Origin of the sequence: Heyndrickxia acidicola, from assembly GCF_001636425.1 — a bacterium.
Taxonomy (GTDB): domain Bacteria; phylum Bacillota; class Bacilli; order Bacillales; family Bacillaceae_C; genus Bacillus_AE; species Bacillus_AE acidicola.
Window position 1 is genome coordinate 2128519 of sequence record NZ_KV440953.1, and the last position, 22832, is coordinate 2151350.

The window sequence follows — 22832 nt, forward strand, 5'->3', positions numbered from 1 at the left end:
CTATAAAAAATCAATGTAATCGATTACATCTGTCTATTCGTCCTTTACACTCTAAAAAGAAAACACTCCCTCTTCATTTTTCTGTAATGAATTTTCAATTATTTTATCCACAGTTAAAACCGCTGCTCCAATTATTCCAACCTTTTCTCCCAATAGAGACTGCTGGATTACTAAATTACGTGTAGATAAGGGCGACGAGTGGGAATATATTCCTTGCCTTATAGATGCCAAAAGTACATCACCAACTTCCGACACTTTCCCTCCTATACAAACCAGGGAAGGGTTAAAGAAATTAATAAGGCCGCCTATTACTTTTCCAATTTCTAACCCACATTCACGAATGAGTTCAACTACAAGTGGATCAGATTCTCTTACCGCCCGATTGACATCTTCCAATTTTAATTTCCGATTCGTAGCCAGTAATTTTGAAAGTATCTTACTATGTCCATTCTTTCCTATTTCCTCTGCCCTTCGGACGATAGCTCTCCCCCCTGCAATTGCTTCTAAACAACCTCTATTGCCGCAATAGCAAAGTACATCATGGCCGACATTTATATGGCCAACGTCACCTGCACATTCTATAGAACCACGATAAATTTGACCATTGCATATAATTCCTGCGCCTATTCCATTTCCGATTTTTAAGTATATTAGATTATCAATCTTAGATACTGCCTCAACAGTTCTCTCCCCTAGTACCCTTGTAAATACATTATTGTCGACATAACAAGGACAATTAAAGTATTCATTCCAAAATTGTCGGATAGGATATCTATCCCATCCTGGCATAATAGGAAGTGAACCAGGTAAACCTGTACTATATTCTACTGGTCCAGGTACACCCATACCTATTCCTTTAATTAAAGAAATTTCTATTTTATGTTCATCCAGTAAAGAAAAAACCATTTCTTTTATATGTTCAAGTACAGTTAGTGGACCTTTTCCAACATCTATCTCACTCGATTTTGAAACAACAATATCGCAGTTCAAATCCGCTATCCCGACCTGAACATGGGTTGATTCTAAATCAATCCCGATAATGTAACCGGATTCATTATTAAATGATAGAAGACGTGGTCTTCTTCCTCCCGTGGAATGCCCCATCTCAACTTCTTTTACAAGGTTACTTCTAATTAGGGTTTCAACATGTTCTGTTACAGTTGCTAAACTGAAGCCCGTTAATTTGACAAGTTCCGCTTTAGAATTTGGTTTTTTACTCCGCCAAATTGCCTGCAAAACTCTCATTGTTCCTCTTGGCAAATTCAAAAAACCCCTCCTTTCTACTTGTTTCAACTATATTTCTTTTTTATTTTTTCTTTATACTTAAAATTTAGAATATATACTTTTTAAAGTCAATTTAAAAAAGTATATATATTTTTAGGAAAAGTTGGATAAAAAATTTAAAAAGAATGTTTCTATCCAAAATAAGTTAGATAAAAAATTAAAAAAGTTTAATCAAACTTTTAATGATTAGCCCAAAATCTTCAATTGGTGTAGGACGATATGCTGTTAAAAGTTAACCCAGGATCCAATGACATATCTCGTGACATACTGGCTCTAGTGGATGAATTAGCCAGTATCTCACCAAAAATCACAGTAGAACAAACGCAATTACCGAGAACGGCTAGCTTTAGGGTAAATCGTGTTGGCGAAGACACCGGAGTAAATTTTGCCGGTATTCCTCTGGGACAAGAATTTACTTCTTTAGTAATAGCTCTGCTACAAGTTAGCGGAAGATCTCCAAAGGTTGATCAGAAGGTAATTGATTCTTTTGCATATTCGCTTTTACAAATGTGCATGTTGGAATTAAGGCTTTGGAGCTTTTCAGCAGTTGAAATAAGTGTGGATTCACCCCTTCCGGTAATGACTACATTTGCACCGGCTTAGCAAAAGCGATGGCAATATCTTTTCCAATCCCTTTATTTCCTCCTGTTACCAAAACCTTTTGTCCAGCTAGCTCACCAAAATATGACATATGGCCCTCCCCTCTCGTTAAGAAAAGCACAAGCTCCTTTTTAAACAAACTCCTCGAAAGAAAAACACCGGAAAGATGAAATGCTCCCCAATTGTTAGACACTAGTCTAACAATTGGAGGTGCTTTTCTTATGACTAAATTTACAGACATAGATAAAATAAACGCAGTAAAACGCTATCTAAGTGGAAAAGAAAGTCTACAGACTATCGCTGATTCTATTAGGGTTAATAAATCGTTTTTTCTAAACTGGACTCAACAATACCGACATCATGGAGAAAAAGCTTTTGAAAAAGTCTTATGCAACCTACACTTGGGAGTATAAACTAGACGTACTTAATTATATGAATGAGCACGGGACGTCTATAAGAGAGAAACAGCTGCGATTTTTAACATTCCAGCTCCTTCTACACTCACCAATTGGAGAAAGCAATTAGAAATGGAAGGATTAGACGGCCTGAAAATGAAGAAAAAGGGGCGTTCATCCATGGAAAAAGACAATCGAAAGAAGCAAGTTGAAGGATCAGTTGAAGCTTTGAAAGAAGAGGTAGAGCATCTGCGAATGGAGAATGCTTACTTAAAAAAGTTAAATACCTTAGTTCAAAACAAGGAAAAATCACCAAACAAGATAAAACGAAAGTAGTCTATGAACTAAGGACAGAATTCCCGGTGATCGCACTTCTTCAACTCGCAAATATCCCGCTCAGTACCTATTATTATTGGGTGAAAAACCGCAATCGTCCTGATCGAGATACTGAGTTAAAAAAGTTAATTCAATCAATTTATGATGAACATGAAGGTCGGTATGGTTATCGTCGTATTCGTGATGAACTCACAAATCGCTTACATAAAGTGAATCATAAAAAAGTGCAGCGTTTAATGAAAGAACTTGGATTAAAATCCTTAGTCCGTATGAAAAAATACCGTTCGTATAAAGGAACTATGGGGAAAATTGCCCCTAATATTTTAAATCGTAACTTTAAGGCTCAAAAACCAAATGAGAAATGGGTAACTGATATTACGGAGTATAAATTGTTTGGAGAGAAATTGTATTTATCGCCAATTTTAGATTTATATAATGGTGAAATCATTACATACACAATTAGTTCAAGGCCTGTTTATTCACTTGTTTTTACAATGCTTGATCAAGCAATTGAAAAAGTAACAGATAAAGCTAAGCTTCTGATTCACTCTGATCAAGGTTGGCACTATTAAATGAAACAGTATTGACATGCCCTGAAACAACATGGGATTACGCAAAGTATGTCTCGTAAGGGTAACTGTTACGATAACGCTGTAATAGAAAATTTCTTTGGCATTATGAAATCAGAATTTCTTTATCTAAAAGATTTTGACAGTGTGGAACACTTTAAGCTAGAGCTAGATAAGTATATAAATTACTACAATAACAAACGTATTAAGGCAAAACTAAAAGGCATGAGCCCGGTACAATACCGAGTTCATGCCCAGCAAGTTGACTAATGGAATAACCGTGTCTAACTTTAAGGGGTCACTTCAAGATTCCGATGTTCTAATAATTTACTCAACTCTCTCAGAGTAAAATCGGTCACAAGATGACGGAACGTGCTAATGTTAAAAAGATCCGTTTTCATGATTTGCGTCACACACACGCATCCATCCTCATTTCTGAAGGGGTGGATCTGATGAAAGTAGCCGCTCGTCTTGGTCACGCCAATCCCAAAATTACATTGGATGTTTACTCTCATTTGATTCCAGATCAAGAAAACGAAGTGGCCGAAATCTTCCGGGAAGCGATTAGGAAATTTTGTGAGCAAACCCTCTTTTTAAATCTGAAATCGAGTCAATCACAAAAAAATGAAAAAAGCCTGCAACCTTTGATAGACAAGGACTACAGACCTTTCACTCAGTATGATTCTGACTGGGCTCGAACCAGCGACCCCCACCCTGTCAAGGTTATTTACTGAAAAATAACCTTATAAATTTAATTTAATCTAGCATAAGTAAAGTTAAATAAATATTGGTATATCAACATTTTTGATCGATTGATTTTTAAATAAGTTTATCTAGCCAATTTAATATTAAATCAAAACTTGCACATTTTGTGCAGATTTTGTGCAAGTTTTGTAAGTGTGTAGTATGCGGCATATTTTTAAAAATAGGATTAATATATTTCCTCAGCATGACACTGGTGGTCGGGGTCGAAATAGAGCTAAAACCCCTGAATTCTATCATGTTCCGTGGTAACGATATGTAAAAATAAAATCTGTGTAAAATTAATTTTTCATGCGTAAAACAGGTTTATGTTAAAGATTCACACCACTGTTAAATACTTATCTTTATGATCTACAAAAAGACGTTTCCACACTTCAGGTGGCTTGGGTGTGGATGGCAGATATCTAAGATGTAGTAGTGTTTACCTTACAATTTCTAATAAGTAATCGTTTTGTATCCTAGGAAAAATAAATTTTCACAACACTACATCATGCCCCCCATAGGTAGAGAGTGTGTAATATCTTTAACGAGAGGTGCAAAAAGCGCGGTAAATCAACGTTTTGGTGATTGTTAATTGTAACATCGTTAACGGTGATTTACCATTTTTTATGGGATGGCGTTATTAAAATGTTTGTTTTTTATTAAAAACCTTCTACATGAGAAGAATGTTCATTCTCTTTTTTTAAATATTTCTTTTTCTTCAATAACACTATAGTTAAAAATAAAGATATTAATACAAGACCCTAATAAAGAAACTATATAAAAAAGAATAAAAAAGAAAAAATATGATAATAAAAGCCCACATAATAAATATAACCAAGCTAATATAAAATAAAAAATAACACAAACGATAATTAATCCAATCATAATTACTGCTATATAAACAAAACTAGCAAAGACGCTTAATAAATATTTCATTTTATTTTCTTCTATTACATTCGTTAAAACTGTATTTGAAGTTGTACTTTACACTATTGCTAGTCCAGCTACTATAAATCCTAACATAGCTATTAACCCTGATATTATATATAACAGCATATTCTGACTCATTGTTACGATGTTAGATATATTCCCAAAATTCCTTAAATGCATTACGTGCTTCTCTTAAAATTTCACTAAGTTCACGTGCTGATAAATCGATTATCTGTAATTGAAAAGCCTGTTCAATTTTCTTTACATTTCTCGTTTTAATTGTCGCTAAAATCTGTTCATAATTCATCGCTGCTACACCACCTAACAAACTTAAAGAATTATATTATGTAATAATTATACAATAACCATTACATTACTATTATCCTATAAACATATAAAAAGATATTTCAAGTCCATAAATCAGGAGAATTATATCATTATGACAACTTCCTTTACTGTTGACTCACTTTCGCAAAAATATAGTATTAAATGAACTTAAATCAGTAGATTTATAGACATGAACCATAGAGGATATTGATTAGTACGCACGCATTAATCAAGACCGGATATTTCAGAATAAGAGTAAAACATAAAAATGCTGCAAAAATACCAGAAGTAAAATGACCCCAATATTTCGGAGTCATTTTACTTCTGGTATTTTCTTTTGAAGTACTTTAATTTGTGGATAGATTTAAGTATATGATTAACTTTGAATTCCAAAATTATTATTACTAATACTGACTTGCAAATTTTTGAGACTTTTTTAATAATGGAATGCAAAACTCAAGTAGTTTTTTATAATTATCTAAATCGATTTCAAACTTAGTCCAAACTCCGTGCTCAACACCCGCCCACAAAGTAATATCCTTTTCTCGACAAATAATTTTTAATAATTTCAATAGTCGGATAACAATAATGGTAGTAATCACTAGTTCCATTACCATGAAACTCAATGTTTATAATTGCCTTTTTTCTTCTTGGTTCTATACATAGTAAAGGTAACCTATTTTTATAACAGAAAGACTGATAAGCAAAGAAAGCATTATAATATGTATCCTTAGCAATAATGTATTTGTGGTTTTTCGCAGTTTCCAAATCTAAAGTTTCTAAAAGTTCCCCCTCTTTTATTCCTACAAAACGTCTGGATAGTTTACCTAACTCATTATCAGTTAAACCCAAGATTATCATCAGGGCATAGGAATTAATTTTAGTGGCTAAGGCTTGATAGACGAGTTGTGCATTTTTGTTTGGACCTGCGCTATACCCAATAATTTCTCGATTATAGAGATCAATAAAGACACATATGTAATGCCATTTATTTTGGACTCTTACATAGGTTAAATCGCTGACAATCACAGATAAAGTCTGTTTTGAGTAAACTCACGATTCAATTCATTTTTTTGCTCAGATTCATTGGTATCTTTTGATTGAGGTTTGAACTAGCGAAGGTATAGGAAGAAACCAGACCTTGCTCTTTCATTATTTTACTTATTCGACGTCTGGAAGCAGTCTTTTCAAGCTTTTTAAGCTCGTATTTAATCTTTCGAGTCCCATAATTTTTCCTGCTTGCATGAAAAATCTCAATGATATCAGAAGTCACATTCTACAACTGGTTGTTCCTTGGCTTCATAATAAAAAGTGCTTCTTGGTATCTGGGGGACTTTGCACATTGCTGATATCGAGTATTTGTGCTGATTGTTCTTTATCACATTTACTTTCGTCCCAGTATCAGCGCGGCTTGCTTTAAAATGTCATTTTCCATTTCGAGCTGTTTATTTCGTTACGAAGCTCCATCAGCTCTTTTTGTTCATCCGTTAAATTGTCTTTTTCCTTAAATGAGAGCCTGATTGTTGGCTTTGGTTCACCCACTTATCCAGAGATGAAGGAGTAAGGTCATATTCTCGAATAATTTCTTTTCTTGGCTTGCCACTTTGATATAACTGCACCATCTGTTGCTTAAAATCATCGGTAAATGATCGACGTCCTCTTTTAGTCATCGTAGATCCTCCCTTTGTTTATTAAATGTAGTCTACTTGACCTTGAAAATTCTGTCCAACTAAGTGTAGACTACCCAAATTCAGGAGGATCTTCTAAAGTAGTAATAGGACTTTTATTCGCAGAAGATATAGTACTTAGAATAGGATTTTTACCAACCGAATCTAGTAATTGAATTTTAACTAAAGAAAGAGTAAAAAGAATTATACCTAAAAAAAGAAAGTTCTTCATAATATTACCTCCAAAATAAATTCTAAATTTATTATATCAGGTAATATAAGTATATTGTATTGAGAAAAAAGATACAGAAATTAGTTGATGTTTATTATTTATTTTATTAAATTTATAAATAATGGAATATAAATAAAACATTATTCCTATTTTAAAGTCGAACCATAATCGAGATCATTGCATTTTTTAAACTATTATAAACTTCTCTACTATAATCCTTTTTTTGTTCGACTCAGTATGAGATATTTTAAATATAGTTATTAGCCCAGTGTTGAGTTATTATGGACAAAAAAATGACCGATTTTAAGGCCATTTTTGTGATAAATGCTTTTATTTTACTATTTGTTTAAGCTTGTTCAGTCTGTTTTTGCTTAGATTGTTCCTGCGTATGCTGAATCAAAGACTTTGATTTCCACTTTCCACCCAAAAAGTAAATACAGGATGTCATGAAAGTTAGTAGTTCAATTAATCCTAGAGTAAAAAATACTCCTGTATTAATATCTCTAAATAAGTGAGGAACTAGTAAAAGACTACTGATTACCAGAACATACATATTTATTATAGTTAAAAACAAACCACCTTTGGTGTCCCCTGCTGCCGCAACAACAAAAATGAAAATAAACGCAAGCATATTAAACACCCATGGAATAGTATAAAAATTCAAAAACTCTTTAACTAATGGCTTTAAATTGTTGTTAATTGACATAGCATTTAATACTAAATCCTTACTGATTAGTAAAACACATGCTGCTATACCTCCATAAATTAATAACACTAATAGCATTTTTTTTGCTAAGTCGATAACTTCTTTTACTTTTCCAGCTCCCATGTATTGGGCTGCTAAGGGAATGATAGTAGCAGAAAAATTTTGTGGGAATATACCTAACATCATAAATATATATATTGAAATAGAATAAACATTAAAAATATTTTTAGGATAATAGGAAAGGATCAAAATGTATAAAAACATTGAAATATTAAATGTTACTCCTGTTAACACTTGTGACAATATGTACCCTTTATTATCCTTTAATATATAAAATTTGAATTTCAAGGAGATCATTTTTTTCGTTAAGCCTATTCCTAACTCATCTTTAATAAAAATTTTATTCAAAAGAAATATTGCACAAATAAAATTGGATACTATAACTCCAATTGCCGGTCCAATTATTAAGTTTAATTCGAATCTTTTACAAAGAGCAATTAGGAAGGGAGTAACTGCAATATTAACTAATACAAGAATTGTAAGTCCCCAGTAGATTATCTTAAGTTTTTGAAAGTACCTCGGTAAAAGTAAAAGTAAACTATTTACAGAAATAATAAAATAGCCAATTAAAAAAACAGATAAATAAAAACTTAAATAATTCTTCGTTTCAATTGTTACACCAAACAGTAGTTTAAAAACTGGCATCAGTAATAATCCGACTAATGTGGTACATAAACCTGCATAGAAAGAAAAAGATAAAACACTTCCCGCTCCTTTTTTAGCTTCTTCTAGTTTCTTCGCACCCACTAATTGACTAACATAAACAAGTAGAGATGATATTATACTAACGGTGACAGCTTCTATTAAGGTTATAATAGCTCCTGATAATCTTATAGCGGCTAATGCCTCTGGCTTTCCAATATATATGTAACTCCAAAAAAGGCTTATCCCTATTAATAGTAGTTCAGCTAACCCAATAAAAGTAGCTGGCAAGGAAAATTTGATTATTTTTCTCCAGTTATTTTCCAAGTTAAGTCCCTACTCTCTTTTTATTTTGGTGCATTAATAAGAAAATAAAATGGTGTATAATTATCCTTATCAATTTTTAATAACTTCTCAACTTCAAAAAAACTAAAACTTTTTATTGGCCTACAAAAAACATGATAATCAGCATGGTACATACAAATGGATTGTGCAATATAACCTAAACTTAATAAATATTTTGTTGCATTTTCAGTTGTGAAAGTTCTATTTTTAATAAGTAAAAAAGAAAAGGTATTTACTCCTTTAAAATTTATATATGGGTATATCATATTAAGGTTACGATAGTTAATATAATTATTTTGTTTACTGCCCACTTCTAGGAACTCACCGTTTCCCCTGTTTAAATACGTTTGTATTTGTATCTTTTCACTTATATCGTTATTTTTGAACAACCTTTCAATATCGTGAAAATCTTTTTCATAATTATTTAAAACTACCTTAGTATTATTATTAAGAGGTGTTAAAGGATGTCTATAATGACCACTATTCCGCAAATAACTTCTTCTTGAAAATTCAGTAATTTTTTTTGTTTTATTGATATCAGTTTCAACTTTCTGTGATTTTAAGTGAATCCGATATTTATCAATGGTTATAACCTCGTATTTATAACCTAGCATTAATCCAACTTTATTTATGTTATATAAAAAGTGACCACATTCTAAAATAAGTAACGTTTTTTTTATGTGATTATAATGTTCTGGATATTTGTTATTGAATTCTAATAGGATATCCCCTTGCTCTGCCTTAATAGAAATATTACTATAGTACTTGTATTGATCCTTGTAGTTATCCTTTAAAACAAACTGATTTTCATTTACACATATAAACATTTCAATTGGATATAGGCTTCTTGGGGAAGGATAACCTTTATGCAATTTATATGGACCTGGAGTTTCAATTCTAATAAAGTCATTTAACTTTAGTAACTCAGCATAACTATTATCTATATGTTTTGATCCGTTTTCTATCCTTAAAAATTTATACTTATCTAGTCCTGACTCCAATGTTTGAGTAATTGTTAAGATCTCATTGTTGGATGCGATTTCACCTAAAAAATCAGCTATATTATAAATCATTTCTTAGATAACTCCTTTATGCTAAGGGATGAATATTTCTATAAGCTTTTCTAACATTTGTAACTTCATTATTCTGAAGCCTGATTAAATCAGATGTAAAGTCTAACGGAGCAGAACCGATTAGTATTGCCTTTGTACAGTTTAAGGAGAAAGCCTTTAAGTAGTTATTGGTTTGGTCAACAATCAAAATATCTGTGTATTTCTTAGATAGATTCTTTACTACATATTGTAATTCATCGCTTATATCAATGCTCATAAAGTTATTTATTTTTAAATCATCAACATCGACATTTTCAAGTATATTTATTTTATCTTCAATGATTTCCATAGAATCAAAGGATGCAAAGTAATACAAATGATCTTCTAAATTACTTATTATTCCACTTTTAATACTCTGTATTTTCTTTTCAATAAGGAATTTATTCTTTTCAAACCCAATAAAGACATTATAAATTTCTTTAAATGCAGCTTCAATTGCATGTTGGAGTTTTAAATGACAACCTAATCCGGTAATTGAATAAAAATAATTGTGTATATTATTACTTCGTAATAATCCCCATACAACATGTATGTTTAATCCGTTATTAATATAGAAAAAGTCTAATGTATAACCCAAGTCATTAAAATACTGCACTTTTTTACTTAGTTTTGGCTCCACGTTAATATCTATTCTCGTTGCTTTATCTTTACTAAACCAGAAGTTCATAAATACGTCTCTTTCAACTACCTCTAAAATTGAAAATAGAGATGCCTCTTCAAATGTATTTCCTACCGCACAACCATTTGAGCTTTCATAAATAAACCTATTCTTGATATTAGGAACTAAATATTGAACATATTGTTCTGGAATTAGTAAATATTCACCAGAAACTAGTGACTGTCCTTTTACCCAATCAATCACTAAAGAATTACTATAAATACTTAAATTTTGCTGTATACATTGACTATTGCTATACACCCCTAATTTAATTGGGTTTATTGCTGATTTACTAATATTTGTATAACAATCACTAATAGTTTCTTCTAGCTTTAAAGAGGCAGCATATCTTTCTAAATATTCTAGTTTAGCTTTTAAAGAGGCATCCTCTTCATTAAAGTCGTATCCGAAGCCTTCTATATTAGAATCGCCTCTATTAACAACTGTTGCCGAACCATTATTCTCAGAAATAATACAACCCTCTCCAAGAAATATTAAAGTTTCATTCAAATCATTAAATAGTGAACCGTTCGTCTTAATCCTTTTTATAGTTTTGTCCGTCTTTATGTTATTACCTTTACTGTCATTGTAATTGAAATAAAAAGTAACATTCTCTTTTTGTAATACCATCAAACCAATTCTTTTGATATTCATTAAAAAGTACATAAAATGCTTAATTAAATTTGTTGACTCGTTAATTTTTATAATAATTTTGGGGTAATCATCCTTAACTTTAGGTAAAGTGCAACTTTTTACTGTAAATTCCACTTTATCAAAAGACTCTTTTATATAAATCACGTTGTTTTTATAATATAAATTACCATCTTGTATGACTATATCCAGATCTTTATTTAGCATAACAAAGTTAATTACTATACTCTTTAACTTTTCTAAGTAACTCCATTCCATATATATTAATCTCCTCACATTCAAACAAATTATTTTCTAATAAAGAAATATAGAGGGTATACGGATTAAATATATTATTTTGTGAGAACTTAATCGTAGCATGCATACTATCAAACACTTTAAAACCAGCTTCATCATAAATAGTAATCTTATGCGAGAAATATAAGTTGCAAAACTTAGAAAAGAAATAATCGTAATTTTCTCCCCATTTATATTCATCAACAAAGTATTGAATCTTATTTGAAAAAGTGTAAACATCCTTTAATAAAACCAATAAATTATTAATACAATCATTTTTATCAGTTCCAAGAACCGAAATTGCATTTTTCTCATTCTTATATTGAGCACATATTAGCGGAAAGTATTTTTCAAAATCCCAACTGAGATAATATTCCGAGAGTCTTTCATCAGAAAATGTACTATAGAAAAAGTTTGTTTTATCAATATTTTCCCCGACAATTTTAGTAATGTTGTTTTTGTAACTCAGTAAATCGATCTTATAAATTTGAAGATCTTTTTGAGTTTTTAATCTTATTTCCGAGTTTTTAACTTTTTCTAAAAACACATACGCAGCATATGTATTTAACACATCGTTAAAGATATTAGAAGTAAACTCCATAGTTTCAATTTTTTGATTAGATATATAAAATGCCTCCTCAAAAACGTAAATTTTCCATTCGTTTTCGTTATTTAAAGACACAGGAAAATTCTCGTTCTTCAATATTGAAAGGATTTTTTGGGGAGCCTGTATGGAAAATTCACTTGAATCTAAAACTGGGTTTAAAATTCTTGTATCATTACTTTCTAAAAGGATCTTTTTGTCTTTAAACAATTTAATAATCTTAGATTCAAATGTTTTGTTTTCCTTAGATAGCACACTTCTGTAATTATTTTCATTTATACTTCGTACTAAGCTATAAATTTTTTCTTTTTGTTGATTTGTAATTTTAAATTTTAAGTTTACTGTACCTGTAGTTATAATAAAATTATCTTTAGTATCGATAATATGAAATGTTGGATCTAAATACATATTATACACCTCCAATTTGTGTGTCTGTAAACCTTACAGAACTTAGTAGAAAATTCATATAAAATTTATCTAATGGTTTAATTTCCAAAAGAACTAGTTTTTCATACAAAACATTTAATATCCATCGATTAGTACATAGAACATTATCTTTAATTATTAAATTTTTATTGCTACTTTCTAGGTGAACCTGCTTATGCCTTTCTGAAGCAAATTCTAATTTTTCTTTAACATCTTCAAGAGTATTAGGAGAATAGAAATCAATAAATCCCTGCTCTATTAAGTTTGAAATTAACCTATGAATTGTAGTTAGATTATGAATAAAAGTCTTGTTAGTTTTTGATGTGTCATTTTGCTTTAATTTTAATAGGTCTTTATCCCGTCTTATATTAAACTCATTTCGAATCCGTTCTCTTTCTTCTTGTTTTAATGAATGCAAAAAACCTATAAAATGGGACAGATGAGAAATATATCCATTAGATACCATTAACGGTTTATCCTGTAAAATCCTCTCAGGAAGAGTCTTAATAAAAGTTAATAAATCTTTAGTTATGCTAACTATGTCATTTTTTTTAAAATAACGGTCTAAGTAGTATTCATCAAATATATTATGAATGGCTGAATAAACTTCCAATTGTTTTTGGTTTTGAAATATATAGTGATCTTCGATTTTTGTTGTACAAACTGTATTCTGATAAATTGGATGTAAAGCTTCAGTCTTTCTTAGTAATTTAGCCACTGGATAGTATTTAAGTTTGAATTCTTTATCATCATAAATTGGAGAAGGGAAACTTTTTATAACTTTTGAGAGTTTTTCCGAAATTGAGCGAAACTTTTCATTATCCAAAAAACCATAAAGGGATATATGGTATCCATTTTCCCAGCTTTTCTTTAAAAACAGGTTGTAATTTTTAATCAAATGTTTAACATTCTCAATTACAGCGGTATTATATTTACCTTCATTTATATAACATTTTATTTCATAGAAATTCATTGTATCCCCCTAATAACTCTAGTTCGTACTTCATGTTGTAAAAGGTGTACCTAGAGTATTCGTATATTTTATTTTCTAACTCCCGATCTATTCCAATAAATCTATTAATACTCATATGAACAATGCTGCTTAAAATATAAAACTGTCTTTCTTTATTAAAGTTACTTTTAATATTTTCTGTATAACTTCTAGCAAGTAATCTTTTATTTTTATATAGCAGGTTTGAATGATAACTCTTCAATCCATCCATCATTAATTCATTATAATACTTCCTGTTTTTGTTAAATTCTTTTAAATATTTTTTATTTTTACTTGTGGTAAGCTGATCAAAAAATGCGAGAGCTTCCTTATAATTTTGAAAAAGGTCAATTATAGTGTTTATACAAATAATTATTCCTTTCTCTAATTCGGATTTATATTTTATTAAATTAAAATTTTCAACAAGATAATATATTTCAGATTCATAGCAAAAATATTGATTTGCATGATCATATAATTTGTTGCCACCATATCTATTTATTTCCGGCTGAAATAAAGATGAAGTGTATTCTGAAAGGTATTGTTTTTGCACCAGTTCTTTTAATAATTCCTCAAATAACTCAATTACATTAGTTTCATTACAAATAAATCTGAACCTAATATGATCACGACTATCCTTATAATTAATGAAAAAGTATTTTTCTACTTTCATTTCCTTTAAAAAATTGATAACCTTAATAATTAATTTAACTTTTTGGCCTTTCCTCCAATACAACTTATAATAGCGCCAATTAAAATCAAAGTTATCCACACCTTGGGTGTGTATTTTTTTACCATTACCGACAGATTTTTCTGATCGACTAGATTCAGGAAGTACAGTAATAATAAAATCCCTGTTAAAGTTCTCTTTCCTTTGTAATTCTGGGGCCTCAATCAATGTTAAAAAGTTTGAATAACCTTTATTTTTTTTTAGAGAGTGTAGAATAATTTCTATTCCAAAATCAGAGTTAGTGCGAACAGGAAGTGCCCTATCTCCTTGTAGTATACTGACCAAGTTGTCTACACTATTCTCTTTTATAAAATTTTTAATAAAGGATTTCATTTCATTATCATCAGATTTATTGCTTATCACATCAATATTTATATTCCAGCGTCTTGGCGAAAGTATAATATTTTTATACTCAATCCTCGGGATAGATTCAAGTGTGCTTATTCCACCCAAATAAAAATCCATAGGCAGCTGAGTCAAAAAGGTTTTAAATAAAGAAAGAAAAAGTAATGGGCGATTTTCATTAAAGTTTGCATAAAATAACATATGTGTTGAAACAGGTAATATTTTTTTTTCTAACAAAATCGACTTGGCATACATACCATTCTTATCCATTCCAATCACAATATCTTCCAATCCAATATCTATAACTTTTTTGTTATGAGTAATTGAATTAATATTAATTTGATATTCAGGAAGAATAGAGGTAACACCAATATCACTATAACATAAGGGTGATGTATTTATTTCTGCGCTTATATACTCGTTATCTTTATATTTAAGCCTTAGGCCGTCTACATCTTCGTAGGAATGAATTTTAAATCTACCAGTAAAGGATAACGAAGTATGGCCAAATGAGTTATCCCCTAGAATATACTTTGATTTATTGTTTTCCGTGATTTTATTCAATTTAACATCATAACCATCTGATATAAAATTATTAGATGAAGCATAAATAGATTTTATTTTTTCGATATCATTCGACTTCAATTTAATTGTGGTTTCATTATCTCTTAACGTTTTATTGATTAAATTAAATAAGAAAGCATTGTATTCAGTTTCTTTTTTATAATCTAATTCAGCAACACTCATATTTGGAAATCCTAAGCCGCTGTCATTATCTAACAGTTCCATTAAACTAATTTCGTTATATAATCCATATTTGTCCAAAAATTTCATTGAATAATCTTGAAATGCTACATTAACAATTCTTGTTCTGTTAAATAACTTTAAAAAATCTATTTCTCTTATTACCTCTTGTACTTCCGATTTGTTTAATGGTATATTTTCACTCTCTAACAATAAGTCAATTACAAGGAACCGCTTACTTACTTCTATACCTTTCATTGCATTTATCAGACTAATGTATGAACTTTCTCCTTCTCCCAATTTTGTCTCTTGATAGTTTTTTAGAAGATTTTTTACTTCCATTAACTTGTCTAGCATGTCATTGTCAATGTTAGTCTTATTTTCTAATAACCAGTTAAAATTATCTGTGTTAGCTATTATTGCATTGGGTCTTAATTCACTAATTAAAATATTTTTCTCAAGTAAACTTTTGATGAGATTTAAAGCTTTAGGTTTCAAGTTCATTTGTTCATTTGATAAATCACTTAATAAGTCTGAAATATTCATGGGTCTACCTAATAATCTTATTAAATTAGTTATAAAAGCATTTTTTTGTATTAGAATTCTTTTTTCCTCTTCTTGCTGAGATATATCTATATAGAAATAATCTGGTGTCTCTCTCAGTAATTCACTCTTGCTGATCAATAAGGTCGAATTAATGTTTTGCATTTGCTCTATTTTTTTTGAAACGTTTAATACCCACTCAGATGAAACTCTTATAATTTTCCTCTTCTCATTCTCTAACTCATCACAATTAAAGTTCTTACTTGTTATACCAGCGAACAGACCATACGGCATTGGCCTTGAAGCCATCCGAAGTAAATACTTTACAACGGATATTAAAACGTTTTTTGATATACGACATACTCCTTGTTCAATTAGCCGAATCTGTTTATAAAGATCGTAACTCCCTATAAGAAGACTTTCTCTAATATAATCTTCTTTACAAAGATTCATTATCAATTCCTCTAACTCGTTTTCTTGAGCAGAATAAATTTTTTCTATTAAATCTAAACCGATCAACGGTCTTCTAACAAAATAGTTGTTTGAAATTTCCATTTTCCCCCACTCTCTCACACATAGATATATTAAATGCCCAATTAGAATTACCTAATTGAGCATTTATAAAATTATAATAAAAATGACAGAGGTGATATTCTACAAATAAGACTATTCCATAAATTATATTAAGGACCAGTCACTACTTTAGAACATGAATTCACACTCACTGACGCTCCCATTGTTTCAAGTACTGTAGCCGAGGACACATCATACACTTCAATATCTAGATTAAGATTTCTATTTTGTTCTCTCAGGATATCCACTCTTTTTACTATTGGATTTAAGTTCGTTGTTAATTAGGAAATACTACTACCATAGAGAAAGCTTTAATATTCAAATTAAAGCTTTCTCTACCTTCCCTCAAAAGTTTACTAAATTCTTAATAATATCATGGTCCAGTCATTACTATTGAGCATGAATTTTTTCCAACTGATGCTCCTATTGTTTCAAGAACTGTTGTTGAAGATACATCATACACTTCAATATCTAGATTAAGATCTTCTTCAATTAGATTTCTATTTTGTTCTCTCATGGTATCCACTCCTTTTACTATTAGATTTTAGTTCGTTGTTAATTAGCCAAAACTACTACCGTAGAGAAAGCTTTAATATTCAAATTAAAGCTTTCTCTACCCTCCCGCAAAAGTTTACTAAATTCTTAATAATATCATGGCCCAGTCATTACTATTGAGCATGAATTTTTTGAAACTGATGCTCCTATGGTTTCAAGAACTGTTGTTGAAGATACATCATACACTTCAATATCTAGATTAAGATCTTCTTCAATTAGATTTCTATTTTGTTCTCTCATGGTATCCACTCCTTTTACTATTAGATTTAAGTTCGTTGTTAATTAGGCAAAACTACTACCGTAGAGAAAGCTTTAATATTCAAATTAAAGCTTTCTCTACCTTCCCGCAAAAGTTTACTAAATTCTTAATTATATCATGGCCCAGTCATTACTATTGAGCATGAATTTTTTCCAACTGATGCTCCTATGGTTTCAAGAACTGTTGTTGAAGATACATCATACACTTCAATATCTAGATTAAGATCTTCTTCAATTAAATTTCTGTTTTGATCTTTCACTGTAAGGTCCCCCTTTCGTTTTATGTAAGATAGAAAAATTTCAGAAGAATTCTATCTGGATAAAATATATCATGCAGCAACCATTTTTTGTATTGAGATAATTCTTAAAATTAAGTGTATTCATACAGGTTAGACCTACTTTGTTTCTCAATAAAAATATAAAAAAAATAAAATTCCTTTAGAATAAATATCGCTACACATCTATCCCTGTCTTGCTAAATGTGCAGCAGTCTTCTTCCTGTTCTGGCAAGCATTTGTTAAAAGAACTCATTCACCACCTACTTTAAACAAACACCCCAACGCGCAATAGCGAAGACCATGAAATTGTTTGGACTCTGTAAAGCTTTGCTCTATTTTTCTTTTCTAAACTTATATAGTTCTTTTCCATCCGTTGAGAGGTGGTTTATACTAACATGCCTTGTTACGACCTTTGTTTTATTTTTTAGAATGCGCACATTGGAAAAGTAACGGACACTCGTCGCACTGCTTTGAATCTGACTTATATGCATAATACCCATTTCTATGGATATAGTGCTATAAGTGAGGGTTTATCCATTTGGGAAAACATAGTAGTTTTTCTATGTGTCATATATGAACTTTCGTTTTGAAAACAGTCCTTTTGCGCTGATTCAAACTAATGGTAGAATGGAGGGACAGGATCACTGATCTTTAATCCAAAAAACATCTGTAGACAATATTAATCTGGATTTTTTAACAAGCTATCATCCAAAAACTAATATTCTGTAAATGTACTACAAACATCATCTTAAATAGAACAAGAGACCTTAGTGGATTAGTGGATAACGGGCATTAACCTCTCGGACAAACCATTTCCAAGATAAAGGGAAAATCAATATATTGACCAATCTTACAAGGAAAGTGGTTCGTAGGAACCAGGTCATCCAGTTGGAGCAACTCTACTTCATTTTGAGTATTCTCTCTTGTCTTAAACTTCGTAACACCACCGTAAATCGTTAAGAAATCACAATACAGTAACACGATGATTAATTAAAACAAAGAAAAAAATAAGGCTGTCGATTTTCTCGACAGCCTAAAAAATTAAACTAAAGGTTATTCTTATCTCACAAATTATTTAGTAGTTGAAAGCAAAGATGTTTCATATGCAAGTTTATAGTACAATGTACTTTTTTTATACATTTGTCTTTTGGAATATAATTCAGCAGCAGTTATATAACAATCACAAAGATTTATCTTATCATTTCTCTCACTAAAATATTTTCTAGCCTCTATTTCAATTAAGTTTAGAAGCTTTTCATCATCTTCTAAAATTTTATACTTCAATATTAATACCCTATATGTTTGTGTTTTTGGTAATAAATTTTTTTTCACGATAGAATAAGCAACTTCCAAATAATCTATTGCGCTTTTTTTTTCTTCCAATTTACTATATTCCTTAGCTAGATAAATCAATGTATTTATATAACTTTCGTTTTTTTTATCTTTAAGTTCTAGACTCTTTGTAAAATATGATATTGCCTTACTGGAGTTATTCCTTTTACTCTCCAAATTACCTAAGTTATGGTAAGCTTTTGCTAAAATAGCATCATCTCTAAATTTACTTGTAGCTTTTATTATTAATTTAAAATAGTATTCCGCTTTGTTAAAATCATTTAATCGAAGATAATTTATTCCTAATAGTAAATAACATTCTATTCTCCTATTACCAGAAAATTCTTGTCTTAAATTATCTAAGCATAAATTTGTATAAATTAGAGTCATAGGGATGTTATAAATTAGATTATAAGCTAACCCTAAATGATAATATAAATTTAAATCCACTACTTTGCTCTTTGAGAATAATTGTTCAGCTTCTTTTAAATAGAAGAGCCCTTTATTATAGTTCGATCTTAAACAAAAATATACACCAGAAAAATATTGTAAATAATTGTATATTTGCTCAGGTAATTTTGAGACATGTTTATTTAAGTATTCTATCTTTTCCTCAGCTGCATTTAAGTTTACTTTATAAAGAAAATACCTCAAAGACAATAAATTATAATAATATACTAAAATTACCGAATCTATATTTTTTATCATTTCATCAACTCTGCTTCTTACTCTTTCTATTTCTTGATTTTCTTGATTAGTTATTACAGTATACCATTCTTCAAGTGTTTCAATAAAATTTTCGTTGTTATTCAATAAATTTTGAAAGTCACAATTTAACCTTTCTAAAAGTAATAACAATGTATCATGACTTGGCTCTATCTTTCCGTTTTCTAATTTACTTAGATAAGTAATCGAACAAATGCCATCTGCTAATTCCTTCTGAGTTAAGTTTAAATTTGTTCTTTTATCATAAATATATGTCCCATATTCAAAATTAAAATTATTAATTTTCATTAGATTGCTACCTTCTTCACCGGATTTCTGATAAATCAATAGTACCATTTATCTATGTAGAACTCAAACGAACTATTCTGAAATTTCTCGATATTAATCTAAGTTTGTCCTTTTTTAGACTTTTTAAGATAACCTTGATTTTATTTATACATTATTGAAATATCTTATGAGTTATAATGCCAATTACTAAAACATCTAACCTTTTACCCTAATTAAAGTGCTAATACGCTTCTAGACTATCCTTAACTTAACTACCAGCTGCCCGTTTAATTAAGCAGGACATTAAAGACTTTATTGAAGTATGTTTGGTCAAAATTCAATTCCAATGAAACTACAGTTTATATTTATAGCAGGTTGGCCTACCCTGATAATAAAAAAGAAAAGCTGCCAATATAGGCAGTTAGCCAAACTCTTAGCTCTCGCAAAGCAAATAAGTTAGTAGTTTTGCTTTTGTCTTTCCTACAAAAACTATTTTTTCTGTTTCTTGATACCGACCATTTTGAAAAAGCACCTTTGTTAATTACTTAGTTTTACTTATACATCGATACCCTCAAAATGTTCAACATCCATTTGCTTTAAAGCGTTTAACAGTTTGTGCCTCCAATAAAAAGTGTAACCCAAGTAACCCCTACGATTTCATCCGATTTTCTCAGGAATATCCTTTGAACATAATAATCTTATATTCGTGTTCCGTTATTCCCAATGGTCTTTTCTTGTTTGAGTTGAGTTTTGAAATATACATTCTCCTTACAGGATCAGGACGATAACTTTTGCTTTTAAGGTTCCTTACTAAATTCTCAATGTTTTATTCTAGATTTTCACTGTATTGTTCTTTAGTTGTACCATTAATCCCGGTTGCCTTTTTGTTAGGTAGTTCATAATGACATTGAACCAATGCTTGCTTTATTTAGTAGTTTGCTTTCCTACCATGAAATATGAGAGCAAAACATGATAAACCGATAACCCATTTTTATCTAAGTCAGAGATAATTTCTTTATATTTGTCAGATAAACCTTCATGAAAAATAGACAAGGGATTTAGACAATTAGTGCTCAATACTTTTCCTTCCTTAAATGATTTAATAATGCTGCCTTTCACGCTAACTGTTTTCATTAAGTCCATTGCTAACTTTTGGCTTCTGGTTGCAAATGGAACAATACAACCACCATCTTTGTTCCATAACCGCAAGTCCTTTTCCTGATTTGACATTTTAACGTATCTCCTTAAGCTAAGATTTTCTTTTAGAAAATTGGGGAAATTTTTTAGGAAGTAAGAATTAAAGAGCAGAATACCCCGAAAAGCCAATAATCTACAAATTGGTTGTAATTAGAACTCTAATAAAGAAAATAGGAAGAACTTTTTAGAGATAAAAATTTTACACTAATTGGAAAAACTAAGGAATTACCTCTCTTTAAATAAGGGCAAATTAAAGAAATACTAGGCATAAGCTTGCTTAACTAATATTGGCAGGAATGTTAAAGAAATTGTCGAATTAAAGAAGTATATTTATAGTTATAGCACTAAGGCACCGCCTAAACTTAACTTCAGAAAGGATACAAAGTAAAAGATGCGTGTAGATTGGGAACTAAGATCAGAAAACCTAACACTATTTAAATTAAGCATGGAAACAGATCATTTTTATTCTGCAAGTGACACATTTGGCGCCAAACTCGTGTTGGGAGTCAATATTCATCCCTACTTTGGATTAGACTCCCGAGACCTTTTGTCAATTGGAGGAGAGATATATTGGCAAACGGACAACGTCAATGTTCCATCCACCTTCCTGATTCCTGAACAACCCTTGAATTCGGGAAGACCAATCATCATTCCGATGACTAGAGAAATAATTCAACAAATTGAAAAGGTCAGAAACGGTGGACCAGTCTCTTTTCAGATTGCACTACATGGCATGTGTTATGTTGCTTCGGACCATGACCATCAAACCAACGGACAAGTTCGATCCCTCGTTGATTCACAATTTCAAAGGTTAGTAGGACGTCCAACTATGCTAACCAGTGACCGACATACTCTCGTACAAATTCATCGTGAGAAATGGGCTGAGCTCCTTAAAGGCATGAATGTATCATCCTACAGACTCGTAGAATTGCCAACTCTTAAGCTGACGAATCGTCAAACAAACCGATGGGAAAATGTACTCCAAAGGTACGAAAGTATGTTGCAGAAAAAGCGTGTTGGGAATTTCGAAGAATGCATTGAGGAAAGCCGAAGAATTGTGGATGAGCTAGTTGCGTTAATAGGTGGGCATTTCAATCTAAACATGGGTGACCCCAAAAAGAGCGGTGATTTCGTAAACAGCTTTCATAATAAATTGGATAAGAAACTCCCTGACGACCAGCGGGATCACTGCAAGTCATTTGCTAACCTACTATTTTCCATAACTAATTTCAGTAGTCTATATCATCATGCGGGTAACCGTCCTACCGTGTTCGGAAACCTCCGTGAACAGGCTGAACATGTCGTCCTCTTATGTACAGCAGCCGTATCGGCGAGCTCCAGAATACTAGAGTGGGTCCCACCAGGTTCAGACATAAACGAATAACACCTTCTCTCCAATTATAAATAAAACAGTTCCATAAGAACCTGCTGTTACCTTAAAAAGACCGAATAGAATATCATTCGGTCTCCCTTTTTTAAAAATGTTATCTTTACAAGTAATTGCTCAACTCGTAGAAAATCCTTTACATTATTTATATCCTTGGTTTCATAATTTGGACTGGGGTAAGTTGAAATCATTGGTTCTCCGTATAGTTTTTTCTTTTCCTTGCAGTCATTACCTATTACATATAAATTATGTCTCCTCTACTCCTAAAATCAGATTATCTCAAGAAGGATTTGAAAATTTATGAATACCCCTGTATTACAGTATCTGAGCATGTGAACTGTT

17 protein-coding genes and 4 pseudogenes are annotated in these 22832 nt (G+C 30.7%); 4 read left to right on the top strand and 17 right to left on the bottom strand.

What is annotated here, in order from left to right; all coding sequences use genetic code 11:
- Nucleotides 1-51 precede the first annotated feature (51 nt).
- Nucleotides 52-1266: an ROK family protein gene (locus A5N88_RS09940; protein ID WP_066265337.1), complete on the bottom strand. Its 1215-nt coding sequence runs from the start codon at nt 1264-1266 to the stop codon at nt 52-54.
- A gap of 231 nt (nt 1267-1497) precedes the next feature.
- On the opposite strand from A5N88_RS09940, the pseudogene A5N88_RS09945 reads away from it, so the two are divergent.
- The 3 genes and pseudogenes from A5N88_RS09945 to A5N88_RS09960 all read left to right on the top strand — a co-directional run.
- Nucleotides 1498-1767: pseudogene (locus A5N88_RS09945) on the top strand (alkyl hydroperoxide reductase subunit F); the annotation flags it as partial.
- 338 nt (nt 1768-2105) lie between these two features.
- Nucleotides 2106-3454: pseudogene (locus tag A5N88_RS24280) on the top strand (IS3 family transposase).
- Between the two features lie 80 nt (nt 3455-3534).
- The gene (locus A5N88_RS09960) at nt 3535-3918 is read left to right on the top strand and encodes a tyrosine-type recombinase/integrase (RefSeq protein ID WP_412733852.1); all 384 of its coding nucleotides are present in this window, start codon (nt 3535-3537) and stop codon (nt 3916-3918) included.
- A 697-nt stretch (nt 3919-4615) separates the two neighbouring features.
- Here A5N88_RS09960 and A5N88_RS09965 read toward each other — a convergent pair.
- From A5N88_RS09965 to A5N88_RS24845, 16 genes and pseudogenes are all read right to left on the bottom strand, one after another.
- The gene (locus tag A5N88_RS09965) at nt 4616-4864 is read right to left on the bottom strand and encodes a hypothetical protein (RefSeq protein ID WP_066265341.1); all 249 of its coding nucleotides are present in this window, start codon (nt 4862-4864) and stop codon (nt 4616-4618) included.
- A 142-nt stretch (nt 4865-5006) separates the two neighbouring features.
- Nucleotides 5007-5165 carry a hypothetical protein gene (locus A5N88_RS24815; protein ID WP_157090637.1) on the bottom strand — a complete coding sequence of 53 codons (159 nt, stop codon included), beginning with the start codon at nt 5163-5165 and terminating at the stop codon, nt 5007-5009.
- Between the two features lie 533 nt (nt 5166-5698).
- Nucleotides 5699-6855 (bottom strand): annotated as a pseudogene (locus A5N88_RS25825) (IS3 family transposase).
- Between the two features lie 70 nt (nt 6856-6925).
- Nucleotides 6926-7084: a hypothetical protein gene (locus tag A5N88_RS24820; RefSeq protein ID WP_157090638.1), complete on the bottom strand. Its 159-nt coding sequence runs from the start codon at nt 7082-7084 to the stop codon at nt 6926-6928.
- Nucleotides 7085-7430: 346 nt separating this feature from the next.
- Nucleotides 7431-8819: an MATE family efflux transporter gene (locus A5N88_RS09980; protein ID WP_066265344.1), complete on the bottom strand. Its 1389-nt coding sequence runs from the start codon at nt 8817-8819 to the stop codon at nt 7431-7433.
- Nucleotides 8820-8839: 20 nt separating this feature from the next.
- The gene (locus tag A5N88_RS09985; RefSeq protein WP_066265347.1) at nt 8840-9910 is read right to left on the bottom strand and encodes a hypothetical protein; all 1071 of its coding nucleotides are present in this window, start codon (nt 9908-9910) and stop codon (nt 8840-8842) included.
- Nucleotides 9911-9926: 16 nt separating this feature from the next.
- Nucleotides 9927-11516 (bottom strand): YcaO-like family protein, encoded by a 1590-nt coding sequence (locus A5N88_RS09990; RefSeq protein ID WP_066265348.1) that lies wholly within the window; start codon nt 11514-11516, stop codon nt 9927-9929.
- Nucleotides 11473-12546 carry a hypothetical protein gene (locus tag A5N88_RS09995; RefSeq protein WP_066265349.1) on the bottom strand — a complete coding sequence of 358 codons (1074 nt, stop codon included), beginning with the start codon at nt 12544-12546 and terminating at the stop codon, nt 11473-11475. The genes A5N88_RS09990 and A5N88_RS09995 overlap by 44 nt, the downstream gene beginning before the upstream one ends.
- A gap of 1 nt (nt 12547) precedes the next feature.
- On the bottom strand, nt 12548-13537 hold the full coding sequence (locus tag A5N88_RS10000; RefSeq protein ID WP_066265356.1) for a hypothetical protein: 990 nt from the start codon (nt 13535-13537) through the stop codon (nt 12548-12550).
- Complete coding sequence (locus tag A5N88_RS10005; RefSeq protein ID WP_066265358.1) at nt 13524-16472, bottom strand: thiopeptide-type bacteriocin biosynthesis protein; 2949 nt, start codon at nt 16470-16472, stop codon at nt 13524-13526. Before A5N88_RS10005 ends, A5N88_RS10000 begins: the two co-directional genes overlap by 14 nt.
- A gap of 391 nt (nt 16473-16863) precedes the next feature.
- A complete protein-coding gene (locus A5N88_RS24825; RefSeq protein ID WP_157090639.1) occupies nt 16864-17007 on the bottom strand; it encodes a hypothetical protein in 144 nt (47 codons plus the stop codon).
- 134 nt (nt 17008-17141) lie between these two features.
- Nucleotides 17142-17285 carry a hypothetical protein gene (locus A5N88_RS24830; RefSeq protein WP_157090640.1) on the bottom strand — a complete coding sequence of 48 codons (144 nt, stop codon included), beginning with the start codon at nt 17283-17285 and terminating at the stop codon, nt 17142-17144.
- A gap of 134 nt (nt 17286-17419) precedes the next feature.
- Nucleotides 17420-17563: a hypothetical protein gene (locus tag A5N88_RS24835; protein WP_157090641.1), complete on the bottom strand. Its 144-nt coding sequence runs from the start codon at nt 17561-17563 to the stop codon at nt 17420-17422.
- Between the two features lie 1089 nt (nt 17564-18652).
- Nucleotides 18653-19927, bottom strand: a complete 1275-nt coding sequence (locus A5N88_RS10010) for a helix-turn-helix transcriptional regulator (RefSeq protein ID WP_066265360.1) — start codon at nt 19925-19927, stop codon at nt 18653-18655.
- 543 nt (nt 19928-20470) lie between these two features.
- Nucleotides 20471-20597 (bottom strand): annotated as a pseudogene (locus tag A5N88_RS24840) (IS1595 family transposase); the annotation flags it as partial.
- A gap of 233 nt (nt 20598-20830) precedes the next feature.
- Nucleotides 20831-21136: a hypothetical protein gene (locus A5N88_RS24845; RefSeq protein ID WP_066265361.1), complete on the bottom strand. Its 306-nt coding sequence runs from the start codon at nt 21134-21136 to the stop codon at nt 20831-20833.
- A 358-nt stretch (nt 21137-21494) separates the two neighbouring features.
- Here A5N88_RS24845 and A5N88_RS10020 point away from each other — a divergent pair, with 358 nt between their 5' ends.
- The gene (locus A5N88_RS10020; RefSeq protein WP_066265362.1) at nt 21495-22487 is read left to right on the top strand and encodes a hypothetical protein; all 993 of its coding nucleotides are present in this window, start codon (nt 21495-21497) and stop codon (nt 22485-22487) included.
- The last annotated feature ends 345 nt before the right edge of the window (nt 22488-22832 follow it).

Bases quoted from the DNA above. Each gene is read 5' to 3' on its own strand.
- A5N88_RS10010 (WP_066265360.1), bottom strand. From the start codon at position 19,927: ATGAAAATTAATAATTTTAATTTTGAATATGGGACATATATTTATGAT.
- A5N88_RS10005 (WP_066265358.1), bottom strand. From the start codon at position 16,472: ATGGAAATTTCAAACAACTATTTTGTTAGAAGACCGTTGATCGGTTTA.
- A5N88_RS09965 (WP_066265341.1), bottom strand. From the start codon at position 4,864: ATGAAATATTTATTAAGCGTCTTTGCTAGTTTTGTTTATATAGCAGTA.
- A5N88_RS09985 (WP_066265347.1), bottom strand. From the start codon at position 9,910: ATGATTTATAATATAGCTGATTTTTTAGGTGAAATCGCATCCAACAAT.
- A5N88_RS10000 (WP_066265356.1), bottom strand. From the start codon at position 13,537: ATGAATTTCTATGAAATAAAATGTTATATAAATGAAGGTAAATATAAT.
- A5N88_RS24815 (WP_157090637.1), bottom strand. From the start codon at position 5,165: ATGAATTATGAACAGATTTTAGCGACAATTAAAACGAGAAATGTAAAG.
- A5N88_RS24825 (WP_157090639.1), bottom strand. From the start codon at position 17,007: ATGAGAGAACAAAATAGAAATCTAATTGAAGAAGATCTTAATCTAGAT.
- A5N88_RS24830 (WP_157090640.1), bottom strand. From the start codon at position 17,285: ATGAGAGAACAAAATAGAAATCTAATTGAAGAAGATCTTAATCTAGAT.
- A5N88_RS10020 (WP_066265362.1), top strand. From the start codon at position 21,495: ATGCGTGTAGATTGGGAACTAAGATCAGAAAACCTAACACTATTTAAA.
- A5N88_RS24820 (WP_157090638.1), bottom strand. From the start codon at position 7,084: ATGAAGAACTTTCTTTTTTTAGGTATAATTCTTTTTACTCTTTCTTTA.
- A5N88_RS09990 (WP_066265348.1), bottom strand. From the start codon at position 11,516: ATGGAATGGAGTTACTTAGAAAAGTTAAAGAGTATAGTAATTAACTTT.
- A5N88_RS24845 (WP_066265361.1), bottom strand. From the start codon at position 21,136: ATGTCAAATCAGGAAAAGGACTTGCGGTTATGGAACAAAGATGGTGGT.
- A5N88_RS09995 (WP_066265349.1), bottom strand. From the start codon at position 12,546: ATGTATTTAGATCCAACATTTCATATTATCGATACTAAAGATAATTTT.